At 69.7% G+C, this 24,869-nt stretch carries 32 protein-coding genes; 20 read left to right on the forward strand and 12 right to left on the reverse strand.

The features are described 5' to 3' along the window. Positions 1-42: 42 nt before the first annotated feature. The 4 genes from MED01_RS10215 (at position 43) to MED01_RS10230 (ending at position 5,505) form a co-directional block, all read left to right on the forward strand. Positions 43-1,449 carry a TldD/PmbA family protein gene (locus MED01_RS10215; protein WP_238668267.1) on the forward strand — a complete coding sequence of 469 codons (1,407 nt, stop codon included), beginning with the start codon at positions 43-45 and terminating at the stop codon, positions 1,447-1,449. A 244-nt stretch (positions 1,450-1,693) separates the two neighbouring features. Next, positions 1,694-2,500 carry a succinate dehydrogenase subunit SdhC gene (gene sdhC, locus MED01_RS10220; protein ID WP_112583731.1) on the forward strand — a complete coding sequence of 269 codons (807 nt, stop codon included), beginning with the start codon at positions 1,694-1,696 and terminating at the stop codon, positions 2,498-2,500. A gap of 12 nt (positions 2,501-2,512) precedes the next feature. Continuing rightward, positions 2,513-4,441 (forward strand): fumarate reductase/succinate dehydrogenase flavoprotein subunit, encoded by a 1,929-nt coding sequence (locus MED01_RS10225; protein ID WP_238668268.1) that lies wholly within the window; start codon positions 2,513-2,515, stop codon positions 4,439-4,441. Then, positions 4,438-5,505 carry a succinate dehydrogenase/fumarate reductase iron-sulfur subunit gene (locus MED01_RS10230; RefSeq protein ID WP_238668269.1) on the forward strand — a complete coding sequence of 356 codons (1,068 nt, stop codon included), beginning with the start codon at positions 4,438-4,440 and terminating at the stop codon, positions 5,503-5,505. Before MED01_RS10225 ends, MED01_RS10230 begins: the two co-directional genes overlap by 4 nt. A 136-nt stretch (positions 5,506-5,641) precedes the next feature. Here the strand turns inward: MED01_RS10230 and MED01_RS10235 are convergent, their stop codons facing one another. Continuing rightward, positions 5,642-6,085 (reverse strand): (deoxy)nucleoside triphosphate pyrophosphohydrolase, encoded by a 444-nt coding sequence (locus tag MED01_RS10235; protein WP_238668270.1) that lies wholly within the window; start codon positions 6,083-6,085, stop codon positions 5,642-5,644. 183 nt (positions 6,086-6,268) lie between these two features. Here MED01_RS10235 and MED01_RS10240 point away from each other — a divergent pair, with 183 nt between their 5' ends. Further along, on the forward strand, positions 6,269-6,577 hold the full coding sequence (locus tag MED01_RS10240; RefSeq protein ID WP_112604995.1) for a 4a-hydroxytetrahydrobiopterin dehydratase: 309 nt from the start codon (positions 6,269-6,271) through the stop codon (positions 6,575-6,577). Here MED01_RS10240 and MED01_RS10245 read toward each other — a convergent pair. Beyond that, positions 6,564-6,977, reverse strand: a complete 414-nt coding sequence (locus tag MED01_RS10245) for a VOC family protein (protein ID WP_238668271.1) — start codon at positions 6,975-6,977, stop codon at positions 6,564-6,566. The two genes, MED01_RS10240 and MED01_RS10245, sit on opposite strands and share 14 nt — an antisense overlap. 5 nt (positions 6,978-6,982) lie before the next feature. Then, positions 6,983-7,336, reverse strand: coding sequence for a DUF1801 domain-containing protein (locus tag MED01_RS10250; RefSeq protein WP_238668272.1), 354 nt, complete (start codon positions 7,334-7,336; stop codon positions 6,983-6,985). A 114-nt stretch (positions 7,337-7,450) separates the two neighbouring features. Between MED01_RS10250 and MED01_RS10255 the strand changes: the two genes are divergently transcribed. The 6 genes from MED01_RS10255 to MED01_RS10280 all read left to right on the forward strand — a co-directional run bounded on the left by MED01_RS10255 (position 7,451) and on the right by MED01_RS10280 (position 12,069). Continuing rightward, positions 7,451-8,335 (forward strand): LysR family transcriptional regulator, encoded by an 885-nt coding sequence (locus MED01_RS10255; protein ID WP_238668273.1) that lies wholly within the window; start codon positions 7,451-7,453, stop codon positions 8,333-8,335. After that, a complete protein-coding gene (locus MED01_RS10260; RefSeq protein ID WP_238668274.1) occupies positions 8,332-9,087 on the forward strand; it encodes a class I SAM-dependent methyltransferase in 756 nt (251 codons plus the stop codon). The genes MED01_RS10255 and MED01_RS10260 overlap by 4 nt, the downstream gene beginning before the upstream one ends. Before the next feature lie 10 nt (positions 9,088-9,097). After that, a complete protein-coding gene (locus MED01_RS10265; protein WP_030337500.1) occupies positions 9,098-9,460 on the forward strand; it encodes a PH domain-containing protein in 363 nt (120 codons plus the stop codon). A 223-nt stretch (positions 9,461-9,683) separates the two neighbouring features. Next, positions 9,684-10,415 carry a class I SAM-dependent methyltransferase gene (locus tag MED01_RS10270; RefSeq protein WP_238668275.1) on the forward strand — a complete coding sequence of 244 codons (732 nt, stop codon included), beginning with the start codon at positions 9,684-9,686 and terminating at the stop codon, positions 10,413-10,415. A 98-nt stretch (positions 10,416-10,513) separates the two neighbouring features. After that, positions 10,514-10,714, forward strand: coding sequence for a hypothetical protein (locus MED01_RS10275; protein WP_238668276.1), 201 nt, complete (start codon positions 10,514-10,516; stop codon positions 10,712-10,714). Positions 10,715-10,794: 80 nt separating this feature from the next. Continuing rightward, positions 10,795-12,069 (forward strand): MFS transporter, encoded by a 1,275-nt coding sequence (locus MED01_RS10280; RefSeq protein WP_238668277.1) that lies wholly within the window; start codon positions 10,795-10,797, stop codon positions 12,067-12,069. On the opposite strand, the gene MED01_RS10285 is transcribed toward MED01_RS10280, so the two are convergent. From MED01_RS10285 to MED01_RS10295, 3 genes are read right to left on the reverse strand one after another with little or no spacing between them, the layout of a single operon-like run. Next, positions 12,053-12,496, reverse strand: coding sequence for an SRPBCC family protein (locus MED01_RS10285; RefSeq protein ID WP_238668278.1), 444 nt, complete (start codon positions 12,494-12,496; stop codon positions 12,053-12,055). The two genes, MED01_RS10280 and MED01_RS10285, sit on opposite strands and share 17 nt — an antisense overlap. Before the next feature lie 2 nt (positions 12,497-12,498). Next, positions 12,499-12,849 (reverse strand): ArsR/SmtB family transcription factor, encoded by a 351-nt coding sequence (locus MED01_RS10290; protein ID WP_238668279.1) that lies wholly within the window; start codon positions 12,847-12,849, stop codon positions 12,499-12,501. Beyond that, complete coding sequence (locus tag MED01_RS10295) at positions 12,846-13,304, reverse strand: SRPBCC domain-containing protein (protein WP_238668280.1); 459 nt, start codon at positions 13,302-13,304, stop codon at positions 12,846-12,848. Before MED01_RS10295 ends, MED01_RS10290 begins: the two co-directional genes overlap by 4 nt. Positions 13,305-13,418: 114 nt before the next feature. On the opposite strand from MED01_RS10295, the gene MED01_RS10300 reads away from it, so the two are divergent. Next, entirely contained in the window at positions 13,419-13,793 is a 375-nt protein-coding gene (locus MED01_RS10300) for a VOC family protein (RefSeq protein WP_238668281.1), read from the forward strand. Positions 13,794-13,810: 17 nt separating this feature from the next. Further along, complete coding sequence (locus MED01_RS10305; protein WP_238668282.1) at positions 13,811-14,617, forward strand: hypothetical protein; 807 nt, start codon at positions 13,811-13,813, stop codon at positions 14,615-14,617. Between the two features lie 396 nt (positions 14,618-15,013). Here the strand turns inward: MED01_RS10305 and MED01_RS10310 are convergent, their stop codons facing one another. Next, on the reverse strand, positions 15,014-15,784 hold the full coding sequence (locus MED01_RS10310) for a class I SAM-dependent methyltransferase (RefSeq protein WP_238668283.1): 771 nt from the start codon (positions 15,782-15,784) through the stop codon (positions 15,014-15,016). A 40-nt stretch (positions 15,785-15,824) separates the two neighbouring features. Here MED01_RS10310 and MED01_RS10315 point away from each other — a divergent pair, with 40 nt between their 5' ends. From MED01_RS10315 to MED01_RS10345, 7 genes are all read left to right on the forward strand, one after another. After that, positions 15,825-16,388 carry a DUF3592 domain-containing protein gene (locus tag MED01_RS10315; RefSeq protein ID WP_238668284.1) on the forward strand — a complete coding sequence of 188 codons (564 nt, stop codon included), beginning with the start codon at positions 15,825-15,827 and terminating at the stop codon, positions 16,386-16,388. Between the two features lie 244 nt (positions 16,389-16,632). After that, complete coding sequence (locus MED01_RS10320) at positions 16,633-17,034, forward strand: hypothetical protein (RefSeq protein WP_238668285.1); 402 nt, start codon at positions 16,633-16,635, stop codon at positions 17,032-17,034. Between the two features lie 469 nt (positions 17,035-17,503). Beyond that, entirely contained in the window at positions 17,504-17,674 is a 171-nt protein-coding gene (locus tag MED01_RS10325; protein WP_238668286.1) for a hypothetical protein, read from the forward strand. A gap of 104 nt (positions 17,675-17,778) precedes the next feature. Beyond that, entirely contained in the window at positions 17,779-18,405 is a 627-nt protein-coding gene (locus MED01_RS10330; protein WP_238668287.1) for a DUF6907 domain-containing protein, read from the forward strand. After that, on the forward strand, positions 18,405-18,647 hold the full coding sequence (locus MED01_RS10335) for a hypothetical protein (protein ID WP_238668288.1): 243 nt from the start codon (positions 18,405-18,407) through the stop codon (positions 18,645-18,647). Before MED01_RS10330 ends, MED01_RS10335 begins: the two co-directional genes overlap by 1 nt. A 148-nt stretch (positions 18,648-18,795) precedes the next feature. Further along, complete coding sequence (locus MED01_RS10340; protein ID WP_238668289.1) at positions 18,796-19,257, forward strand: hypothetical protein; 462 nt, start codon at positions 18,796-18,798, stop codon at positions 19,255-19,257. 16 nt (positions 19,258-19,273) lie between these two features. After that, on the forward strand, positions 19,274-19,612 hold the full coding sequence (locus MED01_RS10345) for a hypothetical protein (protein WP_238668290.1): 339 nt from the start codon (positions 19,274-19,276) through the stop codon (positions 19,610-19,612). Between the two features lie 1,622 nt (positions 19,613-21,234). Here the strand turns inward: MED01_RS10345 and MED01_RS10350 are convergent. The 5 genes from MED01_RS10350 to MED01_RS10370 all read right to left on the reverse strand — a co-directional run bounded on the left by MED01_RS10350 (position 21,235) and on the right by MED01_RS10370 (position 24,818). Continuing rightward, complete coding sequence (locus MED01_RS10350; protein ID WP_238668291.1) at positions 21,235-22,878, reverse strand: phage tail protein; 1,644 nt, start codon at positions 22,876-22,878, stop codon at positions 21,235-21,237. Between the two features lie 148 nt (positions 22,879-23,026). Further along, positions 23,027-23,275, reverse strand: coding sequence for a hypothetical protein (locus MED01_RS10355; RefSeq protein WP_238668292.1), 249 nt, complete (start codon positions 23,273-23,275; stop codon positions 23,027-23,029). Positions 23,276-23,527: 252 nt separating this feature from the next. After that, complete coding sequence (locus MED01_RS10360; protein ID WP_238668293.1) at positions 23,528-24,328, reverse strand: hypothetical protein; 801 nt, start codon at positions 24,326-24,328, stop codon at positions 23,528-23,530. A 59-nt stretch (positions 24,329-24,387) separates the two neighbouring features. After that, a complete protein-coding gene (locus tag MED01_RS10365) occupies positions 24,388-24,618 on the reverse strand; it encodes a hypothetical protein (protein WP_238668294.1) in 231 nt (76 codons plus the stop codon). Continuing rightward, on the reverse strand, positions 24,615-24,818 hold the full coding sequence (locus MED01_RS10370; protein WP_238668295.1) for a hypothetical protein: 204 nt from the start codon (positions 24,816-24,818) through the stop codon (positions 24,615-24,617). Before MED01_RS10370 ends, MED01_RS10365 begins: the two co-directional genes overlap by 4 nt. Positions 24,819-24,869: the final 51 nt, after the last annotated feature.

The following is a 24,869-nucleotide window of genomic DNA, read 5'->3' on the forward strand; positions in this document are numbered from 1 at the left end:
GGTTTTGCGAGCCCCGCAGTCGCGAACGGAAGGTGGCTCGGCATGAGTGGGCCGACGGAGTTGGAGCTGGCGGGGCAGGTCGTGGAGTTGGTTCGCCGTCTCGGCGGGCCGGCCGCGCAGGCCGAGGCGGTGGTGACGCGGGCGGACCTGGCTCTGACCCGGTTCGCCAACTCGGGCATCCACCAGAACGTCTCCGAGTCCACTGTCGGGGTTCGGCTGCGGGTTCACGTCGATGGTCGGACGGCCGCCGGTGGCGGCAGCGTGGTCACCGCCGACGGGTTGTCCGCCCTGGTGGAGCGCACCCTGGCCGCGGCCCGGCTCTGCCCGCCCGACGCGGGTTGGCCGGGGCTGACCCCGCCCATGCCCACGCCGGACGCCCCGCCCGTCGACGAGGCCACCGCGCACGCGGAGCCGGATCAGCGGGCCGATCGGGTGGGGGCGTTCGTGGCCGCCGCCGGGGGCCTCAGCACCGCCGGTTACTGCCGCACCGCGCACCGCTCGTCGGCGTTCGCGAACTCGGCCGGGCACTCGGCGTACGGCCGCTCGGTGGAGGCGGCGATGGACGGCATCGCCCGCCGCGACGGCGTGGACGGGGTGGCCCGGCGCAGCGCCGACCGGCTGTCCGACCTCGACGGCGCCGAGTTGGGCGCGCAGGCGGCCGCGAAGGCGCAGGCGGCGGCCGACCCGGTCGAGTTGCCGCCGGGGCACTACGAGGTGGTGTTCGAGCCGGCCGCCGTGGCGGACCTTCTGCAAAACCTGTCCTTCTACGGCTTCAACGGCAAGCGGTACGCCGAGCGGCAGTCGTTCGCCGAGCCGGGCGCGGCCCAGTTCGACAGGGCGGTGACGGTGGTGGACGACCCGCTGGGCGGGTCCGGGTTGCCGTTCGACGCGGAGGGCACCGGCCGAGGGGCGCTGACGCTGGTCGAGGCGGGCACCACCCGGGCGGTGGCGCACGACCGCCGGACCGCCGCCGAGGCGGGTGCGGAGTCCACCGGGCACGCGGTAGCGGGCGGTGCCACCTGGGGCCCGATGCCCCGCAACCTGCGGCTGACCGGCGCGGCGGCGGGTCCGGCCAGCGCGGTGGCCCGGAGCACCACCGGCGCGGCGGCCGGGGCGGTCGTCGACGCGGACAACGCCGCGTTGGTGGCCGGCGTGCGCCGGGGCCTGCTGGTCACCGACCTCTGGTACACGCGTGTGCTCGACCCGAAGAGCCTCGTCGTCACCGGGTTGACCCGCAACGGCGTCTGGTTGATCGAGGACGGCACTGTGGTCCGGGCGGTCCGTGACCTGCGGTTCACCGAGTCGTACCCGCGGGCGCTCGGGCCGGGGGCGGTGCTCGGGCTGGGGGCGCGGGCGGTGCGCCAACCGGACCGGGTGGACGGTGCCTGGTGGGCGGCGCCGTCGCTGCGGCTGGCTTCCTGGCACTTCACCGGAGGAGCCTCCGGCTGACGTTCCCGATTCTGCGCGCCAACCGGCGCGTCGAGGGCTTTTCCGCAGGCCAGACACACGGGACACTCCCTTGCGCGGACGGCTCGCGGAGATCGGCGTAACGTGTGTCACTTAGCTGCGTCGGTCGATCCGGCGTGGTCGTTGGTGTGCGCATGACGTGGCAGCGGGTGCGGGTTCGCCGGTCCGCGTGCCGACCGGAGAGAGACCAGCCCGCCCGTACGGGCCCGTCGAGGAGACGACTCGAATGACTTCAACGGCAACGAGGCCGAGGGGGGCGCGGGCGCGCGCCGCCATCGCGGCGAAGACGTTGCGTACCGACCGATGGTGGTTCGCCCCACTGATCACCGTGATCGGGCTCAGCGCCTGGGTCGCGTACGCGACGGTCCGGGTCTTCATGCACAAGTGGTACTGGGTGGACCAGTTCCACTACCTGACCCCGTTCTACTCCCCGTGCGTGACCGACCGGTGTGTCGAGGAAGCCTCGCACTTCGGCCGGTTCCTGCCCGGCTGGTGGATCATCCCGGACGCCGCGCTGACCCTGCCGTTCCTGCTGCTGTTCCGGCTCACCTGCTACTACTACCGCAAGGCGTACTACCGGTCGTTCTGGCTGTCGCCGCCGGCCTGCGCCGTCCCGGACGGGCACAAGGAGTACGGCGGTGAGACCCGTTTCCCGCTGCTCGGGCAGAACCTGCACCGCTACTTCTTCTACGCCGCCGCGATCATCTCGCTGATCAACACCTGGGACGCGATACTCGCCTTCCACTCGCCGAAGGGCTTCGGCTTCGGGCTGGGCAACATCATCCTGCTGCTCAACGTGGTGATGCTCTGGGCGTACACGATCTCCTGCCACTCCTGCCGGCACATCATCGGCGGCCGGCTCAAGCACTTCTCCAAACACCCGGTGCGGTACAAGGCCTGGACGTTCGTCTCGGCGTTGAACGTCCGGCACATGCAGCTCGCCTGGATCACCCTCGGCACCCTGGCGCTGGCCGACTTCTACATCATGGCGCTTGCGGCCGGCTGGTTCTCCGACCTGCGGTTCATCAACTAAAGGGCCCCTGACATGACCACAACCACTCGCATCGAACGACACCACTACGACGTCGTCGTCATCGGGGCCGGCGGCGCCGGTCTGCGCGCGGCGATCGAGGCCCGGCTGGCCGGCAAGAAGACCGCGATCATCTCCAAGTCGCTGTTCGGCAAGGCGCACACGGTGATGGCCGAGGGCGGCGCCGCCGCCGCGATGGGCAATGTGAACAGCCGGGACAACTGGCAGGTGCACTTCCGCGACACCATGCGCGGCGGCAAGTTCCTCAACAACTTCCGGATGGCCGAGCTGCACGCGAAGGAGTCGCCGCAGCGGATCTGGGAGCTGGAGACGTACGGTGCGCTCTTCGACCGCACCAAGGACGGCAAGATCTCGCAGCGCAACTTCGGTGGCCACGAGTACCCGCGCCTGGCGCACGTGGGCGACCGGACCGGCCTGGAGCTGATCCGCACCCTCCAGCAGAAGATCGTCTCGCTCCAGCAGGAGGACCAGCGGGAGTTCGGCTCGTACGACGCCCGGATCAGGGTGTTCTCCGAGACGACAATCACCGAGCTGCTGCTCGACGGTGACCGGGTGGCCGGCGCGTTCGGCTACTACCGCGAGTCGGGCGAGTTCATCCTCTTCGAGGCGCCGGCGGTCGTGCTGGCCACCGGCGGCGTCGGGCGCTCCTACAAGGTCACCTCGAACTCCTGGGAGTACACCGGGGACGGGCACGCGCTGGCGCTGCGGGCCGGGGCGACGCTGATCAACATGGAGTTCCTCCAGTTCCACCCGACCGGCATGGTCTGGCCGCCCTCGGTGAAGGGCATCCTGGTCACCGAGTCGGTGCGTGGTGACGGCGGCGTCCTGAAGAACTCCGACGGCAAGCGGTTCATGTTCGACTACGTCCCCGATGTCTTCCGCAAGCAGTACGCGGAGACCGAGGAGGAGGCGGACCGCTGGTACACCGACCCGGACAACAACCGACGCCCGCCGGAGCTGCTGCCCCGCGACGAGGTCGCCCGCGCCATCAACAGCGAGGTCAAGGCCGGCCGGGGCTCCCCCGCCGGTGGCGTCTTCCTGGACATCGCGAGCCGACGGTCGGCCGACGAGATCCGCCGCCGGCTGCCGTCGATGTACCACCAGTTCAAGGAGCTGGCCGACGTCGACATCACTGCCGAGCCGATGGAGGTCGGCCCGACCTGCCACTACGTGATGGGCGGCGTCGAGGTTGACCCGGATTCGGGTGCCGCCTTCGGCCACGTACGCGGGCTGTTCGCCGCCGGTGAGGTCTCCGGTGGCATGCACGGCTCGAACCGACTCGGTGGCAACTCCCTGTCCGACCTGCTGGTCTTCGGCAAGCGGGCGGGCGGGCACGCGGCCAGCTACGCCGACGGGCTGACCGCCCGGCCGAAGGTGGCGGTGGACGAGGTCGAGGCGGCAGTGGAGACGGCCCTCGCGCCGCTGCAACGGGACACCGGCGAGAACCCGTACACCCTTCAGCAGGACCTCCAGGCGGTCATGGGTGACCTGGTGGGCATCATCCGCCGGGAGGGTGAGCTGGCCGACGCGCTGGTCCGGCTCGCCGAGCTGCGTGAGCGGGTGGCCAAGGTGAGCGCTGCCGGCGGCCGACGCTACAACCCGGGTTGGCACCTGGCCCTGGATCTGCGCAACATGCTGGTGGTCTCGGAGTGCACGGCGAAGGCGGCGCTGGAGCGGCAGGAGTCGCGCGGCGGGCACACCCGGGAGGACTACCCGGCGATGGAGCCGAAGTGGCGGCAGGTCAACCTGGTCTGCGCGCTGGACGGCGACACGGTGCAACTGACCCGCAAGCCGCTGCCGAAGATGCGGCCGGAGCTGATCGGCCTCTTCGACCGGGCCGAGCTGGCCAAGTACCTCACCGACGAGGAGCTCGCCGACTTCGACGCCCTCGTCGCCGACGCTGGAGAGGCGGACAACCGATGAGCGGGAAGCGTCAGTTCCGGATCTGGCGGGGCGACGAGAGCGGCGGTGACCTCCAGGACTACATGGTGGAGGTGAACGAGGGCGAGGTAGTCCTCGACGTCATCCACCGCCTGCAGGCCACCGACGCGCCCGACCTGGCCTGCCGGTGGAACTGCAAGGCCGGCAAGTGCGGCTCCTGCTCGATGGAGATCAACGGCAAGCCGCGGCTGGGTTGCATGACGCGGATGTCGACCTTCGGCGACGACGAGACGGTCACGGTCACCCCGCTGCGCACCTTCCCGGTCATCCGGGATCTGGTCACCGACGTCTCGTTCAACTACGAGAAGGCACGGGAGACCCCTGCGTTCGCCCCTCCGGCGGACGTGGCTCCGGGTGACTACCGGATGCAGCAGGTCGACGTGGAGCGCTCGCAGGAGTTCCGCAAGTGCATCGAGTGCTTCCTGTGCCAGACGGTCTGCCACGTGATCCGCGATCACGAGGAGAACAAGCAGGCGTTCTCCGGCCCGCGGTACTTCATCCGGGCGGCCGAGCTGGACATGCACCCGCTGGACGCCCGGACCGACCGCAAGGAGTACGCGCAGGCCGAACAGGGCCTCGGCTTCTGCAACATCACCAAGTGCTGCACCGAGGTCTGCCCCGAGCACATCAAGATCACTGACAACGGGATCATCCCCATGAAGGAACGGGTCGTCGACCGCAGGTACGATCCCCTTGTGTGGCTTGGTAGCAAGATCTTCCGTCGGGGCGAGACGCCCCAGACCAGCGTGACCACCGCCCGTCAGGGCTCGGCGAGTTCGTCGGGCGCGACCAGGGCCGGGGTCCACTCGCACGCGGGCGGCTCGCACGACAAGCGGGCCGAGGCGCAGGCGCAGAGTGGCGTCAACTGGGACCGGGAGGTGCCGCACCCGACCGCTCCGGCGGTCGACGACCGGGGCAAGCTGCCGCTGACCGAGCTCACCTTCGACCGGGCCGCCGCGCCGTCGCCGTTCGGCGACGACGTGACCTTCCCGCTGCCTCCGGAGCACCTCAACTTCGCTCACCCGGAGCAGGACAACAAGCACTGATCACCTGAACAACAACGGGGGCCGTGGCAGTTGCCACGGCCCCCGTTCCACGCCCCACCCCAACCCCCCGCCCCACCCCCGTTGATCATGAAGTTATTGCCACGACACGCCGCGCGCGGTGGCAATAACTTCATGATCAACGAGAGCTGCGCAGGAGGGGGCGGAGGGCGGCCACGATGGGGGCGTCGGCGGGGAGCCAGGTGACCGAGTCCAGTTCGTCGGCGGTGAGCCAGCGCAGCGCCTCGTGCTCCAGCGCCTGTGGCTGGTCGTCGCCGAGCAGGCGGGCCGCGTACACCTTGAGCACCGACCGGCCGTGCGCCATCCGTACGTTGCGGCCGACCCGGTCGCCGATCTCGACGCGTACGGCCAACTCCTCGGCGCACTCCCGGATCAACGCGTCGGTCTCGGCCTCCCCCGGCTCGACCTTTCCGCCCGGAAACTCCCACATGCCCGCTACCTCGGGTGGGGCGGAACGCGCACAGGCGAGCACCCGCCCATCCCGGATGATCGCCGCACCGACGATCACCTTCAGGTCCCGTCGTTCGGCCTGCCCGCCATCATTCGCCCGTTCGGTCCGCACGGGCGTCCAGGGTGCCAGATCAATCGGCGGTTTGGGTACCGTAGCCGTCCGCTAGGCCAACAAGACACGGAAGTGTGGGCGTGGACACCCCCTCCGAGCAGCGGGAGACTAGGAGGCACCGACAAGACACGGGATGGCGACGACTTGGCCACAAGCCGGCAACGGCGCTTGGGGGGTGCGGTGATGCGCGTGCTGTTCAACAGCAGGGCCAAGCACGACTACCTGTCCGACGCGTTGACCTTGCTATCTGGTTGGACGCGCGAGGGCGAGCAGATCCGACGGACGCTCGTGATCGACGATACCCAACACGCCGCACTCACTGAGCGGGTCAAGGTCGTCGCGGATGCGCTGCATCTGCGACCCGAGATCAGCCGCCGGGCCGACAGCACCCAGATCCGGGTGGGGCACGGCAGCGGCGAGCCGCTGACCGAGGGCGAGGTGCTGTTGGCCGCCCGCATCGAGGACGCCTACCGGGCGGTCACCGAGGCCTGACGACCGGACCCGAATCCGACCCCGCGTCCTGCGGGTACCAGCGCAACTCCACCGAGTTGCCGTCCGGGTCCCGCACGTAGATCGAGGTCGCCGAACCGCGGGCGCCGAACCGGCTGACCGGGCCGGTCAGCACCGTGAAGACCTTTGACTCGATCACCTGCGCCCAGTCCAGTGGTGCCACCACCAGGCAGAAGTGGTCCACGTTCGCGCCCTGCGGCTCACCGCGGACGAGGTCGATGATGCTGTCGGGGCTGATCCGCACCGACGGGAACGGGACGCTGCCCGCACGCCACTCGTCGACGCGTACCGGCGCCAGCCCGAGCCGGCCGCAGTAGAAGTCCAGGGACCGTTCCACGTCGGCGACTGTCAGCACCAGGTGGTCGAATCCGGTTACCCGCACCGCGCTCACCCCTCCTCCAGGTGGGCCGCCGCGCGCAGCCAGTCGCTGAACAGGGCCGGGTCGATGTCGGCGACGTCGCGCAACTTCACCGCCGCCATCGCCCGCGCACCGGGGATCAGCCGCCCCGACGGGTCGGTGATCTCCTGCCCCCGCCACAGCCCGAAGGTGACGTACGACCCGTACGCCTTGATCAGGCAGAGCGGGCGCTGGCCGGGCCGGTCGCCCAGGCTCCAGACCGGGTGCCCGTGCCACATCGCCCCGGTCGCCCCGGGAAGGGCCGCCGCGATGACCGGTGTCAGCTTCTCGCCGATCTCGCGCACTGGGCCGGCGAGGCCGGCCAGGTAGTCGTCAACGCTCATGTCAGAGCCCTTCGCTCGGTTTTCCCTGCCGCGTTCACGATCCCTGGGCGAGGGCCGCCGACCAAGACCCGATGCCGCTACGATCGTTGCCCACAGGTCAACGATGGGAACTGTGTGCTGGAGCGCTACGAGGTCGAGACGTTCCTGACCCTCGCGGAGGAACTGCACTTCGGCCGGACGGCCGAGCGGTTGACAGTCAGCACCGGCCGGGTCAGCCATGTGGTGAAGAAGCTGGAGCGCCGGATCGGCGCACCGCTGTTCGCCCGTACCAGTCGGGTCGTCCGGCTCACCCCGATCGGCCGGCAGCTCGCCGACGAGCTGGCTCCCCTGGTGGCAGGCATGGACGAGGCCGTCCGCCGGGCGACGGACGCCGCCCGGGGCGTGACCGGGACGCTACGGGTGGCGTTCCTCGGCGAGTGGACCGCGCCGGTGCTGCTCCGGGCGGTGGCAGTGTTCGGGGAACGGCACCCCGACTGCCGGGTGGAGGTGCACGAGGCGCAGTTGTCCACCACCCGATCCGGGCTGCTCGACGGCTCGACAGACGTGTTGATCGCCTCGTACCCGTTCGACGGGATGGCCACCGGCCCGGCGCTGATCTCCGAGGGCCGGGTGCTGGCGGTCGCGGCGGGTCACAGGCTCACCCGGGAGCGGTCGGTGTCGTTGGAGGTGCTCGCCGACCACCCGGTCGTGCAGTACCCGACGGTGACCTCGGTGGAGTTCAAGCGCGACCGCACCCCCGAACGCACCCCGTCCGGCCGGGCGGTCCCGAAGGGGCCCGCCGGGAACACCTTCTCCGAGATGCTGTCCCTGGTCGCGTTGGGCCGGGGAGTCCTGCCGGTGGGCGAGCACACCCGGCGCTACTACCCGCGCCCCGACGTGGCGTACGTGCCCATCCACGACGCGCCACCGATCGAACGAGGGCCGGTCTGGCTGCCCAGCAACACCACCACCCGGGTACGCGAGTTCGTCAGCGCCGCGACGGACGCGAACCCCCGATGAGGCACGCCGAGTTCCGCCACCACCGGCTGGTCCAGGTGTACGACGCGGAGTGCCGGTGGGGGCCTGACGACGACTTCTTCCAGACGGTTGTCGACGAGACGCCGGCCGCCCGGGTGTTGGATCTCGGCTGCGGCACCGGCCGGCTGACGGTTGCCCTCGCCGCCGCCGGGCACACCGTCACCGGTGTGGACCCGGCCGGCGCTTCCCTGGCCGCCGCCCGCGTCAGGCCGGGTGGCGATCGGGTGACCTGGCTTGAGGGCACCTCGGCGCTGCTGCCCGAGCGGGCGTTCGACGTGGCGGTGCTGACCAGCCACGTCGCGCAGTTCTTCGTGGACGATGCGGAGTGGGCGCGTACCCTCGCCGACCTGGCCCGGGCGCTCGTGCCCGGCGGCCGGCTGGTGTTCGACGCCCGCGACCCGGCGGACCGTCGCTGGGAGCGGTGGAATCCTGTGGATTCGCACCGGCTGGTCACGCTGCCCGCTGGCGGCGAGGTCCGCGCGTGGACCGAGGTCACCGGGGTACGCGACGCAGTGGTCGACTTCACCCACCACTACCACTTCGACGGCGGGGAAGAACTCCTCAGCTCGGCGAGCCTGCGCTTCCGCACCGAGGCCGAGCTGCGCACGTCTCTGACCAGCGCGGGCTTCATTGTGGACCGCGTCCACGGAGGCTGGCACGGGGAGCCCGTCGGCCACGGCGACGGCGAGTTCGTGGTCATCGCCCGGGCGGGCACCCTGGCACCGGTTTTCTAGCCTGGAGCACATGGCGAACATCGCGTACGACCGCAAAGAGCAGGTCCAGCAGATTGAGAGTGGCCTCCTCGAAGGCGAGCAGATCATCGCCGTCTACGACGCCGTCGGCACCGGCACCGGGTTCATCGGGCTGACCGACCGCCGCGTGATCATCCAGGACCGGTCCTTCGTCGGGAAGCGGTTCGCGATCACCAGCATCCCGTACTCGAAGATCACCAGCGTGAGCGTGGTCAGCAACAAGTCGTGGGGTGGTTCGTTTTTCTCCACCGGCGCCATCGCCATCCACGTCGGCACGCACACGTACGAGGTGGAGTTCCGTGGCGCGCAGAAGAGCCACCACGTGCACAACGTGATCCTGCACCACATCTCCTGACCGGATGTGCGGTCGTGGGCCCGGGTGGCGTAATTGCCTTGCCGGGCCCACGACGTTTCTGGTGTCCTCGGTCGACAGCCACGCGAAGGGAGCAGCCACCATGCCGAACACAACGAAGTCCCCCGAACCAACCGTCATCCGACCCGAGGAATCGAGACTTCGTGAGCAGGACTGTTCCCCTGGCGCTGCTGGGCGCCACTGACACCAACCCCGGAGGCCGCTGATGTCGGTCTTCGACGATCCCGGCCTCTTCGGCCGGCTCTGGGCCTCCGACTACGACAGCCCAGGAAACCCCGACCCCGCGCCGGCGGTGGACTTCCTGGCCGACCTGGCCGACGGGGGTCCGGTTCTCGAACTGGCGATCGGCACCGGGCGGGTCGCGCTGCCGCTGGCCGAACGTGGCCTCGCCGTGCACGGCGTCGAGGCGTCCGAGGAGATGCTCGCGCAGCTGCGGGCGAAACCCGGCGGCGACCAGATCCCGGTGGTCGTCGCCGACATGGCGGACGTGCCGGTGGCCGGTGAGTTCCGGCTCGCGTACCTGGTCTTCAACACCCTGTTCAACCTGGTGGACGCCGAGCGGCAGGCGGACTGCTTCCGCAACGTCGCCCGGGTGCTGTCGCCCGGCGGCGCGTTCGTCATCGAGACGTTCGTGCCCGACCCGCGCGGCTTCGACTCGGACGAGCAGATACAGGTCCGTGAGGTCACCGAGGACTCCGCGACGATCCGACTGCACCGGTACGACCGACCGGCGCAGCGGTTCATCCGGCAGACGATCACGTTCGACGCGGACGGTGTGCACCTGAAGCCGTTCGCCATGCGGTACGCCTGGCCGCACCAGATCGATGAGATGGCGCAGCAGGCCGGGCTCCGGCTCACCGAGCGGTACGCCGACTGGCACCGACGGCCGTTCCAGGCCGACAGCCCGTCGCACATCTCCGTCTACCGGGCGGAGTAACGGTTTGATCGGCTCGGGTTCCGGAAAGCCGAGGTGTCAACGCCCCGACTTCAAGGAACCCGAGTCGATCTCCCGCCGACCGAGAGTGAGCTGCCGCCATGAGCAGACGAGCCATCCATGTGGTCCTGGCGCTGTCGGTCGTCCTGATGGTCACCGGCATCATCCTCAAGGTGACCGGGGACGGCGGGGACGACACGGCCGGCACTGTGGCGGTGTCGCTCGCCTCGGTGGGTTCGATCGTGGCGAGCATCGGCTCGTCCTCCCGCGCTGCCCGCGGAAACAAGAGCCCGGACCGGTGAGCCAGCCTTTCGCCCTCGGCTGATTCTGCTGGTGGCAGTAGTTGTTGATCCGTAGGGCCCGCGCCGGGTGAGCTGACACCATGCCGTCAGACGCCTCCCGATTCCCGCGCTCCTCTCCGTACTGGCCGGTGGTCAGTCACCCTCAGCTCCGACGGGTCCTACCTGGGCTGGCCGTCTCCGCGTTGGGCGACGGCCTGGCGTTGGTCGCGGTGATCTGGCTCGCCATCCAACTCGCCCCGCACAATCGCACCTGGATCGCGCTGGCCGTGGCGGCGTACACACTGCCCAGCGCGGCCGGGACTGTCGTCTTCGGTCGGCTGCTGCGTGGGCGCAGCGGGGCGCAACTCGCCGGGTGGGACGCGATTCTGCGAGCCAGCGCGCTCGGGGCGATCCCCCTCGCCCACCTCGCCGGCCTGCTCACCATCGGGCTGTACGTGGTTCTGCTGGCCGCGTCGGCGCTGCTGCACTCGTGGGGTTCCGCCGGCCGGTTCACCCTGATCGCCGAACTGCTGCCGCAGCGACACCATCTGCCGGCCAATGCCGTACTCACCACCATCGGCGGGTTCGCCACAATCGTCGGCCCACCGCTGGCGGGCATCCTGATCGGCTGGGCGGGGCCGGTGTGGGTCATCGCCATCGACGCCGCCACCTTCGCCGCGCTGGCCCTCACGTACCGTCTCGCCCTTCCCGCCAACGACGGACCCGCACGGTCCGAGAGCGGCGCTTCGCGAACGGCCGGCTTCGCGGTCATCCGCCAGAACCCGGCCCTGCTGGGCCTGCTGGTGCTGAGTCTCGGGTTCTTCTTCCTCTTCGGACCGGTGTACGTGGCGATGCCGATCCACATCACCGACGACCTGCACGCCTCCGCGACGCTGTTCGGCGCGTACTACGCCGCGTTCGGCATCGGCGGCCTCGCCGGAGGTCTGGTCGCCGGTTACCTTCGCGGCTGGCCACTGCGAACCACCACCATCGCCATCGTCGTGGCGTTCGGCGTCGCCATGCTGCCACTCGGCCTGGGCGCACCCGTCGGTGTGTCGTTGCCGGCGTTCGCCCTGGCGGGCCTCATCTGGGCGCCGTACATGTCCACGTCGATGGCGCTGTTCCAGCGCAGCACGTCGACCGAGCAACTCCCGGCGGTGCTCGCCGCGAACGGTGCCATCCTCGTGCTGGCGGTGCCCCTGGGCACCATGCTGGGCGGGCCGTTGGTGAGCGCCATCGGCGCACGCCCGACGCTGCTGCTCTGTGCGGTGGCGATAGCTGCTCTCGGCCTGACCGCCGGGGGGATCGCGATGTTGCGGCGAAGCGTGCGGTCCCCCGGCGGCCTAACCGGCACCGAGGTCAGTGCCCGTCGCTGATCTGCACGTCGTCCGGCGCCGGCCGGCCGCGCCCCGTCTCGACCAGCTCCTTGAGGCTCATCAGGAAGATCGCCCACTTGGTGCTGCACTCGTGCATGAGTTCGGTCGGCTCGCGCCAGGCCGAGTGCGTGAAGTCGACGATCGTGTACCGGCCTCGCTGGCCGAGACGCCAGCCGATCTCGGTGCCGATCCACTCCTCGGGGCCACCGACGACCCGCCACCGCACCCGGCCAACCGGGTTCAGCTCAAGGATCTCCAGGTCGAACCCGCCCTCGTCCCCGAAGTGGACGGTCAACTGTCCGCCGACCTCGCTCTTGCCTGTCGTGTCGACCGACCACCAGCCGGCGACGCCCTCGGGGGTTGCCACCGCACAGTAGACGTCGGCAAGCGGAGCGACGACGCCGACCTGGTGCAGAATGTCGACCATTCTCAGCCTCCCTGGGTGTTGGTGCGGTGGCGTTCGATCGTCTCGGCGATGCGCTTGATCCGGCGGAGCCGGGCGTCCCAGGTGGCGCCGACCGTCGACAACTGGGCGACCGCGCGGGCGAGTTGCGCCTCGTCCACCTGGTAGTGACGCTCGCGACCGGCTGGCTCGGCGTGAATCAGCCCAACCCGGTCGAGGACCGCCAGGTGCTTCGAGACGGCCTGACGGGTGACGGGTAGCCGTCTGCTCAACGAGGTGGCCGTGCCGGGCCCGTCGGCGAGAAGAAGATCGATCATCGTACGCCGAATCGGGTCGCCGATCGCCGACCACAGCTCGTCGTCGACCACCGCGCTCATGGGGTCGCGACCAGCCGAGCGACGTACTCGCCCAGCCGGGGCATGTAGTGGTCCCAACCGTTCTCGTGGTCGCGGTACTGCTCTTCCAGGGCAGCGACCTCCCAACCCAGCTCGCGGAACCCGGTCTCGGTCATCCGGATCAGCGTTCCCGCGCCGCTGGGCACCAGGTCGAAGGTGACGAACAGTGCCTGCCCGCTCCGGTCCGGCTCGGTGAAGCACCACCGGAAGGAGAACCGCTTCGGCGGGTCGACCTCGACGACGGCGAGCGCCACGGTCTTCGTCTCGCCGGTGTCGGCGTCGCGCCAGACCAGCTCGCCGGGCGCGCCGGCGACGGACTCGAACCGCGCGTCATCGGGCCACCACTCCCGCATGTGCTCGGGTTGGCTGACCACCTCGAAGACGACCTCGGGGGACGCGTTGACGTGGATGTCGCGTTCGATAGTTCCCTGTTCCATGCCCACAACCTTTCGCAACCTTTGGTTGCACTGAACCTACGACAGCCCGCACCCATCGCGCAACCTTTCGTTGCGCGTCGTGGTTTGGTCGTACCCCTGATGCAGGATCGGCGCATGTCTGAGTCATCGCCGCACCGCCACCACACCATCGACTACGTCGAGCTCACGGTGACCGACCTCGCCGTGTCCAAGCGGTTCTACGCCGACGCGTTCGGTTGGCAGTTCAACGACTACGGGCCGGAGTACGCCGGCATCCGCAACCCACACGGCGACGCCGCGCCCGAGGTCGGCGGTCTCCGTCTGGACACCGAGGTTCGGGCGGGCGGCCCGCTGGTGCTGCTCTACTCAAGCGACCTGGACCGGTCCGTGCAGGCCGTCAAGGAGGCCGGTGGCCAGGTGGTGAACGGGCCGTACGAGTTCCCCGGTGGCCGGCGGTTCCACTTCACCGACCCCAGCGGCAACGAACTGGGCGCCTGGGCCGAGCAGTAGGCCGGCAGACTGTCGCCATGCCCGGAAGCGGACTCGACGGCGAGGGATGGATTGCGCGTGAGGGTGCCCTGAGCCGGGTCCCGGTCGCGTTCGCCGGTGTTGTCGACGCGGCACGCGCTCGGATAGCCGAGTCGTTCGACTGTCGTCGGCTGCACAGCGCCTACATCTACGGCAGCATTCCGCGTGGCACCGCCATCCCCGGTCTCTCCGATCTCGACCTGCTCCTCGCCCTGCACGGCGAACCAACCGAGGCCGACCGGGCGGCTGCCACCAGGATCGAGCAGGACCTCGACCGGTCCTTTACGCAGATCGACGGCGTGGGCATCCTGCTGTTCAGTGCACGTACGCTGCTCAGCGAGCTTGAGCGGCACGACCTCGGCTTCTTCGTCGCCTGCCTGTGCACTCCCCTGCTGGGCGACGACCTCGCCGACCAGCTTCCCCGTTATCGGCCCACTCCCCTGCTCGCCCGCGAGACGAACGGCGACCTGTCGCTTGCCCTTCGGGGCTGGCGCCGCCAGGCAGCCGAAGCGACCACCGACCAGCAACGCAAGGCCCTCAGCCGGCTCGTCGCTCGGCGCATCGTCAGGACGGGGTTCACGCTGGTCATGCCGCGGTGGGGAGGCTGGACGAGCGACCTCACCCAGTCCGCCGAGGCGTTCGGGCTCCACTATCCGGAACGCGCGGAGCAGATGCGTAGAGCTGCCGTCATCGGCCGGACGCCCTCGCCGGTTCCGGGTGTGCTCCGCGAACTCATCGACGACCTTGGACCCTGGCTCGCCGTGGAGTACGCAGTCGTCCACGGCGAGAAGGCCGTCCGTCACTGACCTGTCGGAGGTCCTCGCCAGTCAGGACGGGACAGCCGAACATGTCACCGAGGACGGCCCGCTGGTGGTCGGTCAAGGGGTTCGCGAAGACCGCGACGCCGACCCCGCGCTGCCGGCAGGCATCGGCGACTTCGCGTGCCCTACCGGGGCTGAGCAACGTTCGCCGCGAGAACGGGTCGCCCATCTTGTCCGCTCCGCCGGAAGAGACTCCCCGCCGCTGCACGTGCCGGCTCACGACCTGGCCACCGTGGGCTGCCACCACACTGGCCAGCAGATTGAGCTTGCTGTCGAACTCCTTGTCCTTCGCCGAGAACAGGCCCACCAGCGCCACCTCGACGCCTGCCAGTGCAGCCTTCAACGCCCCCGGGCGATGCCGGTTCACCGGGTCGCCGACCGTCAGCTCCGGCGGGCGCGCAGCACGCCGGTCAGCATCGGCAGCGTGAACTCGCCGTGGGCGGTTTCGGATCGGCTGCCGAGGAAGGAGCGGATCCGGCCGAGGGTGGCCTCTCGCTCCTCGTCCGGCATGACCAGCATCCCGGCCCGCGTCGCGAGCGTCGCGACGAGCGAGTCGGCGGTACGGCGCTGCCCGTGCGGGAACTCGACCTGCTCCGCGGACCCGAACCGGGCGGTCAGGCCGGTGCTCGGAACGAGCATGCCCGCCGTCGCGGCGCGCCAACTGCTCAACGTGTCACGTGGGCCGATGGCCGCACTCCCGCTGACCCGTTCGAGCCCGGCAACCCAGTCGATCCGGTCGTCCATGATGTTCCACAGACCGGCCAGGATGCCGCCGGGGGCGAGGACCCTGGCGATTTCCGCCCCGGCCACGGCCATGTCGAACCAGTGCAGGGCGTTGCCGGCGAGCACGGCATCGACGGAGGCGTCCGGCAACGGGATGGCCTCGGCGCTACCCGGCAGGGCATTGACGCCCGGCTGCGTACGGCGCAGCTCGGCAAGCATGGCCGGGTCGGGTTCTACGGCCACGACGTCCGCGCCCACCGCCGCCAGCGTCGCCGACAGCTTGCCGGTGCCGGCACCCAGGTCGAGCACGCGCAGGCCAGGGGCGGGCTCCAGCGCCCACCGCACTGCGGCCTGCGCGTAGTCCGGGCGGTGCTGGGCGTACGCGGTCGCCGCCGCGCCAAACGACGATCGGAGCATCTGTTCCGTCATCCGGTCAACGTACCGCCGCTTGTCGACATCGACTGCGACCATGGCCACCGTGCAGATCCTGCGGAGCTGGTGGCGTGCCCGCTACCCCCTCTACACACTCGGCCTCGTGGTCGGGCTGGTCATGATGTGGCTTCCGTTCAAGACCTTTGAGGACAACGACGCCTGGGCAAGTCGACTGCGGGTCGACGGTGTGCCAGAGCAGGCAGTCGTCGATGAGCTAGTGCACAAGCGGCGGAACACGATGCACCTGCGCTACGAATTCGCCGGCGCTCAGCGTCAGGCCGAAGTCGGCTGTTGGGAGGTCTGCCTGCCGGCCGGCAGTGCGGTGCGAATCTGGGTCAACCCCAACGATCCGGAGGATTTCGTCACCGATTTCGGCATCCTCAGCGGGCACCGGGGCCGGCTGCAAGGGGTGGTCGGAGCGGCAGGCCTGGTTCTGTCCGGGTGGATGGCGCTGGCCGTCCTCGCCCGCGGCTACGAGACACGACGCGACCGCCGGCGGCAGGACTGGCAGCGGCAGCAGCGGGACCAACGCCGACGACAGCTCACGAACGCCAGGGCCGGAACGAAACGCAAGCCGAGCCGCCACCACGGCCAGCAGTAGGAGCGCCGCGAGTGCCTCAGGCAGGCCCGGACCGGAGCGAACACAGGTCGAGCCCGGCGGCACCGCTGACTCGCCGAAACCGGTTCGCCACGCAAAGGCGATAATCACTGCGCCCATTTACCTGGATCTACGAGTCGCGCCCCTGGTCAAGCCACGTTTATCTATCCGTTACCAACACCGGACTTCACGGCATTGGCGGTAGCTATACGGTCCAAACCAAAGCACCTGGAGATATGGAGGAATTATGAGGAAAGCAACGTCGAGGAAACTCGCAGCGGCGGGTGGCGCACTCACGCTCGCATTTGCCGGCATTCTTCCGATCGCCGCACCGGCATCTGCGGCGGCCCAGCCCGTCCCGGCCGCCATGATGGACGAGCTGGGCGCTGTGCCGGCGGAAGTCGGAACACTGGCCTCCTGCTCGGACTGGACGCCGCACATCAGGCGGGTCATCGTCGGCAGCGCCGCGGTGCACACCAGCTATTCGGGGTCGTCTACGGTGATAGCCCACTGGAAGTCGAAGACGCTTTTCCGTATCGACAAGCGTTGCGTGAACGATGCCGGAAACCTGTGGTGGCACTCGGACTGCTGCACTGGCGTAAAGGGCTGGATCTGGAACGACTATACGGAGTTCGCCCACTACAACTGAAAGCCTGCTCCGCGTCATCGCGGACCTCACTCAGGCAATAGGGAACACTCCCCCAGCGACTAGCCACACACGTCGTTGGTGAAGGGGCCAGGGCGACAGGGTGTGGCGTCCTACCGGACACCCGACCTCGTCACCCTGACCCCTTGGGTGTCGGCCCGGCAGGTGACGACGATGGCCACGTGCAGCGGTACGGGATCGTGCCGGAGGCCCGTTCCCTCCACCCGACCCGACGGCGAACAGGTTGGCTCAGACGTTGAAGCGGAACGTCTGGCCGCAACTCCGCTACCTGCGGCTTCCCTCCGCCCCCCCTCCTGGCCTGGGTTTACTGCCGTTGGTCACGTTGGCTCGCGTTGAGGGCTTGCGGATATCCGGCGGACTTTCTGCGGACCGATGCCCGGAAAGCATTGCCTCTTATGCGTTTGGCGCATAGACTCAACGTATTCAACAAGGACGGGTGAGGGAGACGGGCATGACGGAGCGGGCGATCGGCGAGCGGGCCCCCGAGGGCTGCGAGGCCTGCGGGGGGCAGGACGCCGAGGTCCGGCTCCACCCGAACGGCGGCAAGTACGAGGCGTGCCTCGACTGCCACCAGGACGAGGTCGAGCTGGCCGCGATCGACACCCTCGCCCGCGCCGCCTGATCGCAAGGGCCGGGCGACCGGCTCAACCCACAACACCAAAGCGGGCCCGGTAGGAGCGCCAACTCCTGTGATCCGGGCCCTTGATCGCCCCAGGAGGCGACCCAGTGAAGATTCTTGCATCCGCCAGCGTCCCGTCGGAGAACCGGCTTAACGACGCCGACACGACCAACCTGACGGCGATCCAGCGGCCGGCGGACATCCGCTTCCCGATGAACGCGCCGTACACCGGCGCCGCCGACGATCTGGCGCTCGTCCAGGAGGCGATCCGCGCCAACCCCGCCGCTGTGCACGAGTTGGCCGAGGCCATCCGCCGCGAGGACGGCGAGACCTTCAAGAACGGCTACGTCGAGGGCTACGCCGACGGTCTCCAGCGGGCCCTGGCCGCCCGCCCGGCCGACTGCCCGCCGTTCTGCACCGAGGACCACCGAGGCCAGATCACCGAGCACGACGGCTTCTCGATCGGCCTGTGCCACGAGGTTGTGGTCACGGACCTGACCGCCGACGAGCCGTCCTCGACGACCGGAACGGCCACCGCTCGCGTGCTGGTGGAGTCGACCACCGAGCGCGGCGAGGTCACCACCCCTACCCGCGTGGTGCTCACGCTCGTCGAGGGCGACACCGGCCACTACGCGGGCGGCGACGGCGTTCAGGGGTGGTCCGGCACGCCGGCCGAGGTCGAGCAGCTGGCGCACGCGCTGCTGTCCGCCGCTCGCATCGCTCGGCACGCCTGATGGCTCCGGTCCTGCTCAAGCAGACGCTGCGGGCCGGTCAGGCGTACGTGGTCCGCGACGTCGACTACCCCGAGCGGGGTGCGCTCGCCGCTGCGGTGAACGGCCCGGACGGGTGGCAGGTTGCCAGCGCCAACCGGGTCGTAGGTGACCGCCTGGACCAGCGCAGGGCCATCGCTCTGATGATGCGTACCGCGATCTTCGCCGCCGGCCGGGCCACCGGTCCACTGCTCCCCGCCGGCTAGACCACGTAAGGGCCGTACCACGTGGACCGCGCTTACCTGTACCGCGTGGTACGGCCCAACCCCTGGACCAATTCCCGGACCAGTGGTCCACACCCTGACCTGCTGGTCCATCCCGGTCCATTGGACCACTGACCGCCGGAGGTGCGGTATGTACCAGACCACCGAAGAACCCGCGTACTACGTCGTCGCCAAGCCCGCCACCGTGGTACGGCGCGGCGGTACGGACTACGTCGACATCGAGCACGCCGCGATGGGCGCGCACGTCCCGTCCAACCCCCTGCCCCGGCAGGCGTGGACCGAGCTGCCCTGCCCGGCCTGGTGCGAAGAGACCCACGACGGCGTCCACAAGGCCGAGCTGGAGTACCACGTTCAGGAGCGTTGGCACTCCGTCTGCCTGGCCATGGGCAAGGACGTGTGCATCGAGCTGACCCGTGTCGACACCCCTGCCGGCGAGGCCGGCGACGAGCGGATCCACGTCGGGGCGGACCGGGAGATGTTGCCGGCCGACGCGCTGCTCCTGGCGCAGTTGCTCCCGCTGGCCGTGGACGTCATCACCGGTCAGATGACCGTGACCCAGTTCCGGGCCACCACCGGCGCCGACCACCACTAGCCGCGAGGAGATCGACATGGACAAGCTCATCCTGCCCCGGCCGGACATCTGCCCGGACTGGTGCGACGAGCACTACACCGGCCAGTGCGGCACCCGCAATCACGTCGGCGAGGCCAACCGGTACGTACTCGGCCAGGCGCAGTCCGGCGCGCCACTGTCGGTCGCGGTGTGGCCCGAGGTGCGTATCAGCGCATCCGGTCACGTCTCCGCCGTCGGCATCCTGGACATCGCCTCCGAAGTCCACGACGCGCGCGGGCAGATGGCCGAGGTCGAGCTGACCCGCGACCACCTCCGCGACCTGGCCGCGCACCTGCTCGACGTGGCCGCACAGCTCGACGCCGTTCTGCAGGGCTGACCCTGATGGGCCGCTGACCTGCGATGTCCCCGGGGACCGGGGACAAGCGTCGAGGTAGCGGTAGCGGCACCAGAGACCCCTGACAGCCCGATTCCCCGGGTTTTCGGGGGTCTCGCCATGTCGGCGCTACCCGCTACCTCGGGGTGTTTCCGCAGGTCGAACAGTCGCGGCGCAGGTAGCGCCCGCGCTACCGGTAGCGCGGCCCGCGCTACCTTCGTGAGCCGCTCGTGAGCCGGCGCATGAGCCGGAAAGCGGCTCACGAGCGGCTCAGCGGTGAGCCGGTGCTATCCGCTATCCACCGGTGCCCGAGCAGCTCACGACGCGTCAGGGCGCGCTAGCCGGCGCGCTATCGGTAGCGGAAGGCCGGCGCCGGCCGGCAGGGCGCGCTATCGCCTCAGGATGGCGCGTCCAGGCCGCCACGTGGCGCTGGCGGACGGCTGGTGACCGGCCGTGCCCGGAGACGACGAACGCCCCTCGGTGATCCCGGGGGGCGCGTCCACAGCGATGGACGCGAGCCTACCAGGAGTCGCCAAGATGGCGGGTCGCCAACGTCTACCGAACGTCACTGGCAGGTGCTCCAAGTCGGTGCTCCAAGTCTCCAACTTGGCGGGTTGGAGGTCGCCACGCCCTAAGGGGGGAGCACGCCATTTGGCGGGTTGGCTCCCAGCCTCCAAGTCACCGACCGTGATTGCAGAGTCGGGTGCAGAGTGCAGAGTTTCGCGGCGTCTCCGCGCTCAGGACGGCCCCTGACGAAGTCTGAAGTGCAGAGTTCAGACTTCACCGAGCGTGTGTCCGGACGGTCCGGACGGGGCCGTACGGACGAGCATCCGTACGGGCCTCTACCAGCGGCGGGCCGGGGTCGTGCGGACGGTCCGGACAGCCAGACTTCACGGACTTCACTTCACGCACTTCACGGCCCCTCGCGCGCGTACACACGCGCGCGTTGGAGGGCACCGCGGGCCGAGTCGTGAAGTCCGTGAAGTGCGTGAAGTCGCCCCGCTTCCGGGCGGAAGAGCAGGCGGAAATTTCCGCCCCCAGGAAGCGGAAGAGCGACCGGAAGACGAGCCCCGGATTTCCGGCGGAAGAGGCGGAAGAGCACGGCACCCAGGCCATCACGGCGACCGTCACTTGACGGCGTCCTGACACCTTCTTGGCGGGTCGTCTGACGGTCGTCCTGACGGTGTCAGTGACGGCCTGGGTGATGGTTGGTTGACGGCGGACGAGCACCGCCCGCGCAGGGGTGCGCGGAGGTGCGCGACGCAGCTGCGCGGCGGGGTGCGTCAGGGTGCGTCAAGGTGCGCAACCGCTGGTCGCGCGCTGCGCAAGGTGCGTCACCGCGCAGTGCGCGACGTGCGCGGTGACGCAGCACAATGGCCGGCACAAACCGGCCGACTCTGCGGCCACCTGGCCGGTTTGGCTGGGCCGCAAAAACCCGCCATTTTTGCGGCCCGGGCCGCGTGGTACAGGTCGCCACCGCTAGCCCCACCTAGGGCTACTGCTAGGCCCTCCCCTAGCCCGTCTGGGCAGGTAACTAGCCCCTGTACCACTCGACACCCAGAACGCGGTACAGGCCGCCACACGGGGCTCTCAGGCGAGTGGTACAGGGGCTAGCGCTACGCCAGTCAGGTCCCGATCGCGGCCTGCGCGCTGCCGCCGTAGTAGATGCGGGTGTTCTCTCGGATGGCCCGGATGATCGGGTCACCGTCGCCGCCGACCCACTCGACGGACAACCGCGGCGCCGGAGTCGCCGACGTCGACAGGCCGTACCCGCCGGTAGCGGTGGCCGCCAGCGGCGCACCGGCGATGAGGCCCGTCACCGATCCCAGCTCCGACCGCAGGGCGGGCAGCTCACCCCGGATGCCCCGGATGAGACCGCCCATGATCGCGGTGCCGGCCGGCTCCAACAGCCGCCGGTCCTTGTCCATCGGGCCCTTCCAGTCGGGGATCGCGTTCGTCACCCAGCCGAGCGTTGACTGCAAGGACGAGAACATCGACCGGATGCCGTTGATCAGGCCCTGGATGACGCTACGGCCGGCGTTGTAGAGCAGGCTGCCGAGGTTCCCGACCGCCGAACGGATCCGCCCGGGCAGGCCGCCGAACGTGCTGGCTACGGACGACAGGGCGCCCTTCGCGCCGCCCGTCAGCTTGCCCCACAGGCCGTAGAACAGGCGGATGGTGGCACCGATGAACGCCTCAATGATCTGCTTAACGCTGCCCGTCCCGCCGGAGAAGATGCCCGTGATCCGCTCCCAGGCTGCGGCGATGTTGTCGCCCGCGTCCTTGAGGTTCTGGAACCAGCCGCTGAAGGCCGCGCCGACCGTGTAGATCACCGTTGCCGCCAACCCGATGGCCTGGTTGAGCAGGAAGAAGATCACGTTCAGAGCATCGGCGGCAGCCGGAGCCAGCTCTGCCATGGTCCGCAGGAACCCGCCCAGCGCCTGGCCGAGCGGGCCCAGGTTGAGTGCGATCACTTCCAGGATCGGCCCGGCAGCTTTCACCGCCTCGACCAGGCCCGGCATAGCCTCCTTCACGAACGCGGCAATGCCTTCCGCCAGCCCAGGGATGTACGGGCCGATCGCCGCGAACATCTGCTGCAAGCTCGGCCCGATGTCGATGACCAACTGCTTCAGGATGTCCATCGCCTGAAGCAGCGGACCTGGCTTTCCCGGTTCACCCAACAGCGGCGCCGCCGCGGTCGCCAAGGTGCCCTTGATGGTCGCCGCCAAGTCCGACGCCGCCGACTTCAGCCGCGGGTCGTCAGCGAGCGCGACGATGCCAAGGCCGATGACGCCGCCACCAATCGCAGTGAGGATGCCACCGGCGAGCGCGGCGCCGATGATCGGGCCGGTCACTACAGCGGCGGCCACCGCACCCGCGAACAGCACCGGCGGTGGCACCAACGAGATCCCGCTGGCCATGCTCGAGGTGACGCTGCTCGCCAGCGACCGGCCCACCGAATTCCCGGCGTCGTCGAGCTCCCCCGACCGCAGTGGCTTGTCGACATCGACGTCAACTTCAACGGTGGCCTTCACCCGCCCGGCCACGTCGCGGACCTGCGTCCGCAGGTCCCGCTCGTATGCCCGCGACCCCGCCGGCTGCGTCACGATGTCCGCCGTCAGGCTCCGCTCCACCCGACCAACCGCCGTGGCCACCTGGTCCCGGAGGTCCACCGTGTTCGCCCGCACGTCGACCACCGCGTCGACCTGGTCCACCTCGGGCACCACCGACACGTGCGCCTTCAGCCCGCTCAACTGCTGCTCAAGCATCCGCTCAACGCCAGAGCGGTCAAACTCCTGTTCAAACGTCTTGCGCAAGCTGCGGGCCAACCCCCGCGCGCTCGGAACGATCGATACGTACGCCTGCCCTGCCTCTGTTGCCATCCCTCATGACTCGTTCCTGCGGGCGCAGTGGTGGTCAGTCGGTCGGTGCGAAGATCCCGGCGAGACGCTGCCGGGCCTGGTAGTCCGCCAACAGGGCGCGGAACTGGGCCGCGCCGGCCGGGCCGGTGATGTGCTCGCCCAGGTCAGCGATCAGGCACAGCAGACCGGAGATCAGCGACCCCGCGCGCTGCGGGTCGATCAACGGCACCACCGGGCGCCCATCCAGAACGGCGATCACCAACTCAGCAGCGGCCACCGTGTCCGGCGCGTCCGGAGCAGTCATCCCGAGACCTCCTGTCGTAACGAAACGAACCTGTGAACTGGGCAAACACCCCGCCCCCGTCGGTGCGGCCCGCTGAGCGCGTCCCTGCCCAACGGGGCCGAACCGACCCCCGCCAGGCCCCAGAACGGCCCCCAGCGGGCCAACCAGCAGCCGCACTCCCCGTGTGGAAAAAAGCCCGGAGAGAGAAGCCGCCTAAGCCGGGAAGTGCGGAAGACCCCCCACCCAGGGGGACCCTGGGCAGGGGGTCAGGGGTCACGCTGCGGCCGGTGCCGTGGGCTGCGCGGGCATCGACTTGTGCGCGTTGCGCTGCCCCTGCTCGCGCAGCACCGCGGCTTCTCGCCGCTGCTGGTCGACGGCGTTGCACCGCTCGATGTACGTCTCGGGTGTGGCGAGGCTGAGTCGGTGCCCTGCTCCGATGACCTGGTTGGGGTTGGGCCGGTACCCGAGGTCGTCGAGCTGCTCGGCGGTGAGGTCGGCGAGGATGAGCGCCTTCTTGTTCAGGTCGATGCTGACCAGCCGCGCGCTCTGGCTGATGAGGAGCCAGCACTGCATGACGAGCTCCACCCGGGTGGAGGCTTCACGGGCGGTCGCCCAGGGCGTGAGCTGGTGGGGCCGCAGCTTGCTGACGGCGTCGGGGTCGGTGAGCATCAGGTCGTCGCCGACGATCTCTCGGGCGGCGGCGATGACCTTGTCGGCCTCGACGATGGCGGACTTGAGGGCGTCGAGGATGGCGGGTGCGTTGGCGTCGAGGGCTGCGCGGCGCCGCACGTCGATCTCTTCTCCGAGGACGCTGATGACGTAGGAGTCGCTGAGTTGCTGCCGGGCCAGTTCGGTGAGGACGGTCGGGTCGTCGGCGGGGTCCTGGTCGGCGATGAGCGCGTCGAGGACGGCCGCGCGGAGGGCGCCGGGCCGGCGGATGTTCGCGGCTCGGGCGTGGGCGGTGTCGAGTTCGGTCAGGGTGGCGGTGAGCGTGCCGGGCAGCTCGAGGCCGAGGGTGCGGAAGTGCTGCCGGGTGAGGCTGAGTGCCGCGTTGGTGTTCATGAGGCTGCTCATGGCGTGTGGTGCTCCTTGGGTGGTCGGGGTTGTGCCTGGTGTTGGGGTCGGCGGGGCTGTCAGCCGAGGACGCCGGAGTGGGTGAACAGGTGGTCAACCCACTGGCGGGTTTCCCAGTCGCCACCGGACGAGCTGGGGGTCGAGCCTTCGCGGGGGACGTAGTTGCTCGGCTTGGGTTGGGCCGGCTCGGCCGGCGTGGCGCCCGCCGTGGGCCAGTTGTCGTCCTCGTGTTCGGTGAAGAGTTGGCGGGTGAAGTCGCGCATCCCGTCGTCTCCGGTGGGGTCGCTCATGGCGTGGTGATCCCTTCGTGGAGTTGCAGCCGGCGGTAGGCCCGTTCGGCTCTGCGGAGTCGCCGTTCGAGGTAGTCGAGGGTGTGTTTCTCCCGGCGTTCCCTGGCGGCGGCGATGGACCGTCCGAGGCGGGTGATCTCCCGTTCGGCGCTGGCCAGTCCGCGCATCCGGCGGGGGAAGTCGTAGCGGAGGGGTGTCACGGCTCTCCTGTTCGGATGGACCCTGGCCGCGGCTGGTGCCGCGACGCGTAC

The sequence above is a fragment of the Micromonospora alfalfae genome, from assembly GCF_022230925.1.
In the GTDB taxonomy this organism is placed as follows: Bacteria; Actinomycetota; Actinomycetes; order Mycobacteriales; family Micromonosporaceae; genus Micromonospora; species Micromonospora alfalfae.

What these genes read in the sequence shown, in the direction of transcription:
- MED01_RS10280 (WP_238668277.1), top strand. Translation starts at nt 10,795, where the DNA reads ATGCCGTCAGACGCCTCCCGATTCCCGCGCTCCTCTCCGTACTGGCCG.
- MED01_RS10355 (WP_238668292.1), bottom strand. Translation starts at nt 23,275, where the DNA reads ATGACTGCTCCGGACGCGCCGGACACGGTGGCCGCTGCTGAGTTGGTG.
- MED01_RS10325 (WP_238668286.1), top strand. Translation starts at nt 17,504, where the DNA reads ATGACGGAGCGGGCGATCGGCGAGCGGGCCCCCGAGGGCTGCGAGGCC.
- MED01_RS10290 (WP_238668279.1), bottom strand. Translation starts at nt 12,849, where the DNA reads ATGAGCGCGGTGGTCGACGACGAGCTGTGGTCGGCGATCGGCGACCCG.
- MED01_RS10265 (WP_030337500.1), top strand. Translation starts at nt 9,098, where the DNA reads ATGGCGAACATCGCGTACGACCGCAAAGAGCAGGTCCAGCAGATTGAG.
- MED01_RS10240 (WP_112604995.1), top strand. Translation starts at nt 6,269, where the DNA reads ATGCGCGTGCTGTTCAACAGCAGGGCCAAGCACGACTACCTGTCCGAC.
- MED01_RS10345 (WP_238668290.1), top strand. Translation starts at nt 19,274, where the DNA reads ATGGACAAGCTCATCCTGCCCCGGCCGGACATCTGCCCGGACTGGTGC.
- MED01_RS10360 (WP_238668293.1), bottom strand. Translation starts at nt 24,328, where the DNA reads ATGAGCAGCCTCATGAACACCAACGCGGCACTCAGCCTCACCCGGCAG.
- MED01_RS10295 (WP_238668280.1), bottom strand. Translation starts at nt 13,304, where the DNA reads ATGGAACAGGGAACTATCGAACGCGACATCCACGTCAACGCGTCCCCC.
- MED01_RS10350 (WP_238668291.1), bottom strand. Translation starts at nt 22,878, where the DNA reads ATGCTTGAGCAGCAGTTGAGCGGGCTGAAGGCGCACGTGTCGGTGGTG.
- MED01_RS10305 (WP_238668282.1), top strand. Translation starts at nt 13,811, where the DNA reads ATGCCCGGAAGCGGACTCGACGGCGAGGGATGGATTGCGCGTGAGGGT.
- MED01_RS10365 (WP_238668294.1), bottom strand. Translation starts at nt 24,618, where the DNA reads ATGAGCGACCCCACCGGAGACGACGGGATGCGCGACTTCACCCGCCAA.
- MED01_RS10275 (WP_238668276.1), top strand. Translation starts at nt 10,514, where the DNA reads ATGAGCAGACGAGCCATCCATGTGGTCCTGGCGCTGTCGGTCGTCCTG.
- MED01_RS10260 (WP_238668274.1), top strand. Translation starts at nt 8,332, where the DNA reads ATGAGGCACGCCGAGTTCCGCCACCACCGGCTGGTCCAGGTGTACGAC.
- MED01_RS10270 (WP_238668275.1), top strand. Translation starts at nt 9,684, where the DNA reads ATGTCGGTCTTCGACGATCCCGGCCTCTTCGGCCGGCTCTGGGCCTCC.
- MED01_RS10300 (WP_238668281.1), top strand. Translation starts at nt 13,419, where the DNA reads ATGTCTGAGTCATCGCCGCACCGCCACCACACCATCGACTACGTCGAG.
- sdhC (WP_112583731.1), top strand. Translation starts at nt 1,694, where the DNA reads ATGACTTCAACGGCAACGAGGCCGAGGGGGGCGCGGGCGCGCGCCGCC.
- MED01_RS10285 (WP_238668278.1), bottom strand. Translation starts at nt 12,496, where the DNA reads ATGGTCGACATTCTGCACCAGGTCGGCGTCGTCGCTCCGCTTGCCGAC.
- MED01_RS10320 (WP_238668285.1), top strand. Translation starts at nt 16,633, where the DNA reads ATGAGGAAAGCAACGTCGAGGAAACTCGCAGCGGCGGGTGGCGCACTC.
- MED01_RS10315 (WP_238668284.1), top strand. Translation starts at nt 15,825, where the DNA reads ATGGCCACCGTGCAGATCCTGCGGAGCTGGTGGCGTGCCCGCTACCCC.
- MED01_RS10340 (WP_238668289.1), top strand. Translation starts at nt 18,796, where the DNA reads ATGTACCAGACCACCGAAGAACCCGCGTACTACGTCGTCGCCAAGCCC.
- MED01_RS10250 (WP_238668272.1), bottom strand. Translation starts at nt 7,336, where the DNA reads ATGAGCGTTGACGACTACCTGGCCGGCCTCGCCGGCCCAGTGCGCGAG.
- MED01_RS10225 (WP_238668268.1), top strand. Translation starts at nt 2,513, where the DNA reads ATGACCACAACCACTCGCATCGAACGACACCACTACGACGTCGTCGTC.
- MED01_RS10230 (WP_238668269.1), top strand. Translation starts at nt 4,438, where the DNA reads ATGAGCGGGAAGCGTCAGTTCCGGATCTGGCGGGGCGACGAGAGCGGC.
- MED01_RS10215 (WP_238668267.1), top strand. Translation starts at nt 43, where the DNA reads ATGAGTGGGCCGACGGAGTTGGAGCTGGCGGGGCAGGTCGTGGAGTTG.
- MED01_RS10335 (WP_238668288.1), top strand. Translation starts at nt 18,405, where the DNA reads ATGGCTCCGGTCCTGCTCAAGCAGACGCTGCGGGCCGGTCAGGCGTAC.
- MED01_RS10310 (WP_238668283.1), bottom strand. Translation starts at nt 15,784, where the DNA reads ATGACGGAACAGATGCTCCGATCGTCGTTTGGCGCGGCGGCGACCGCG.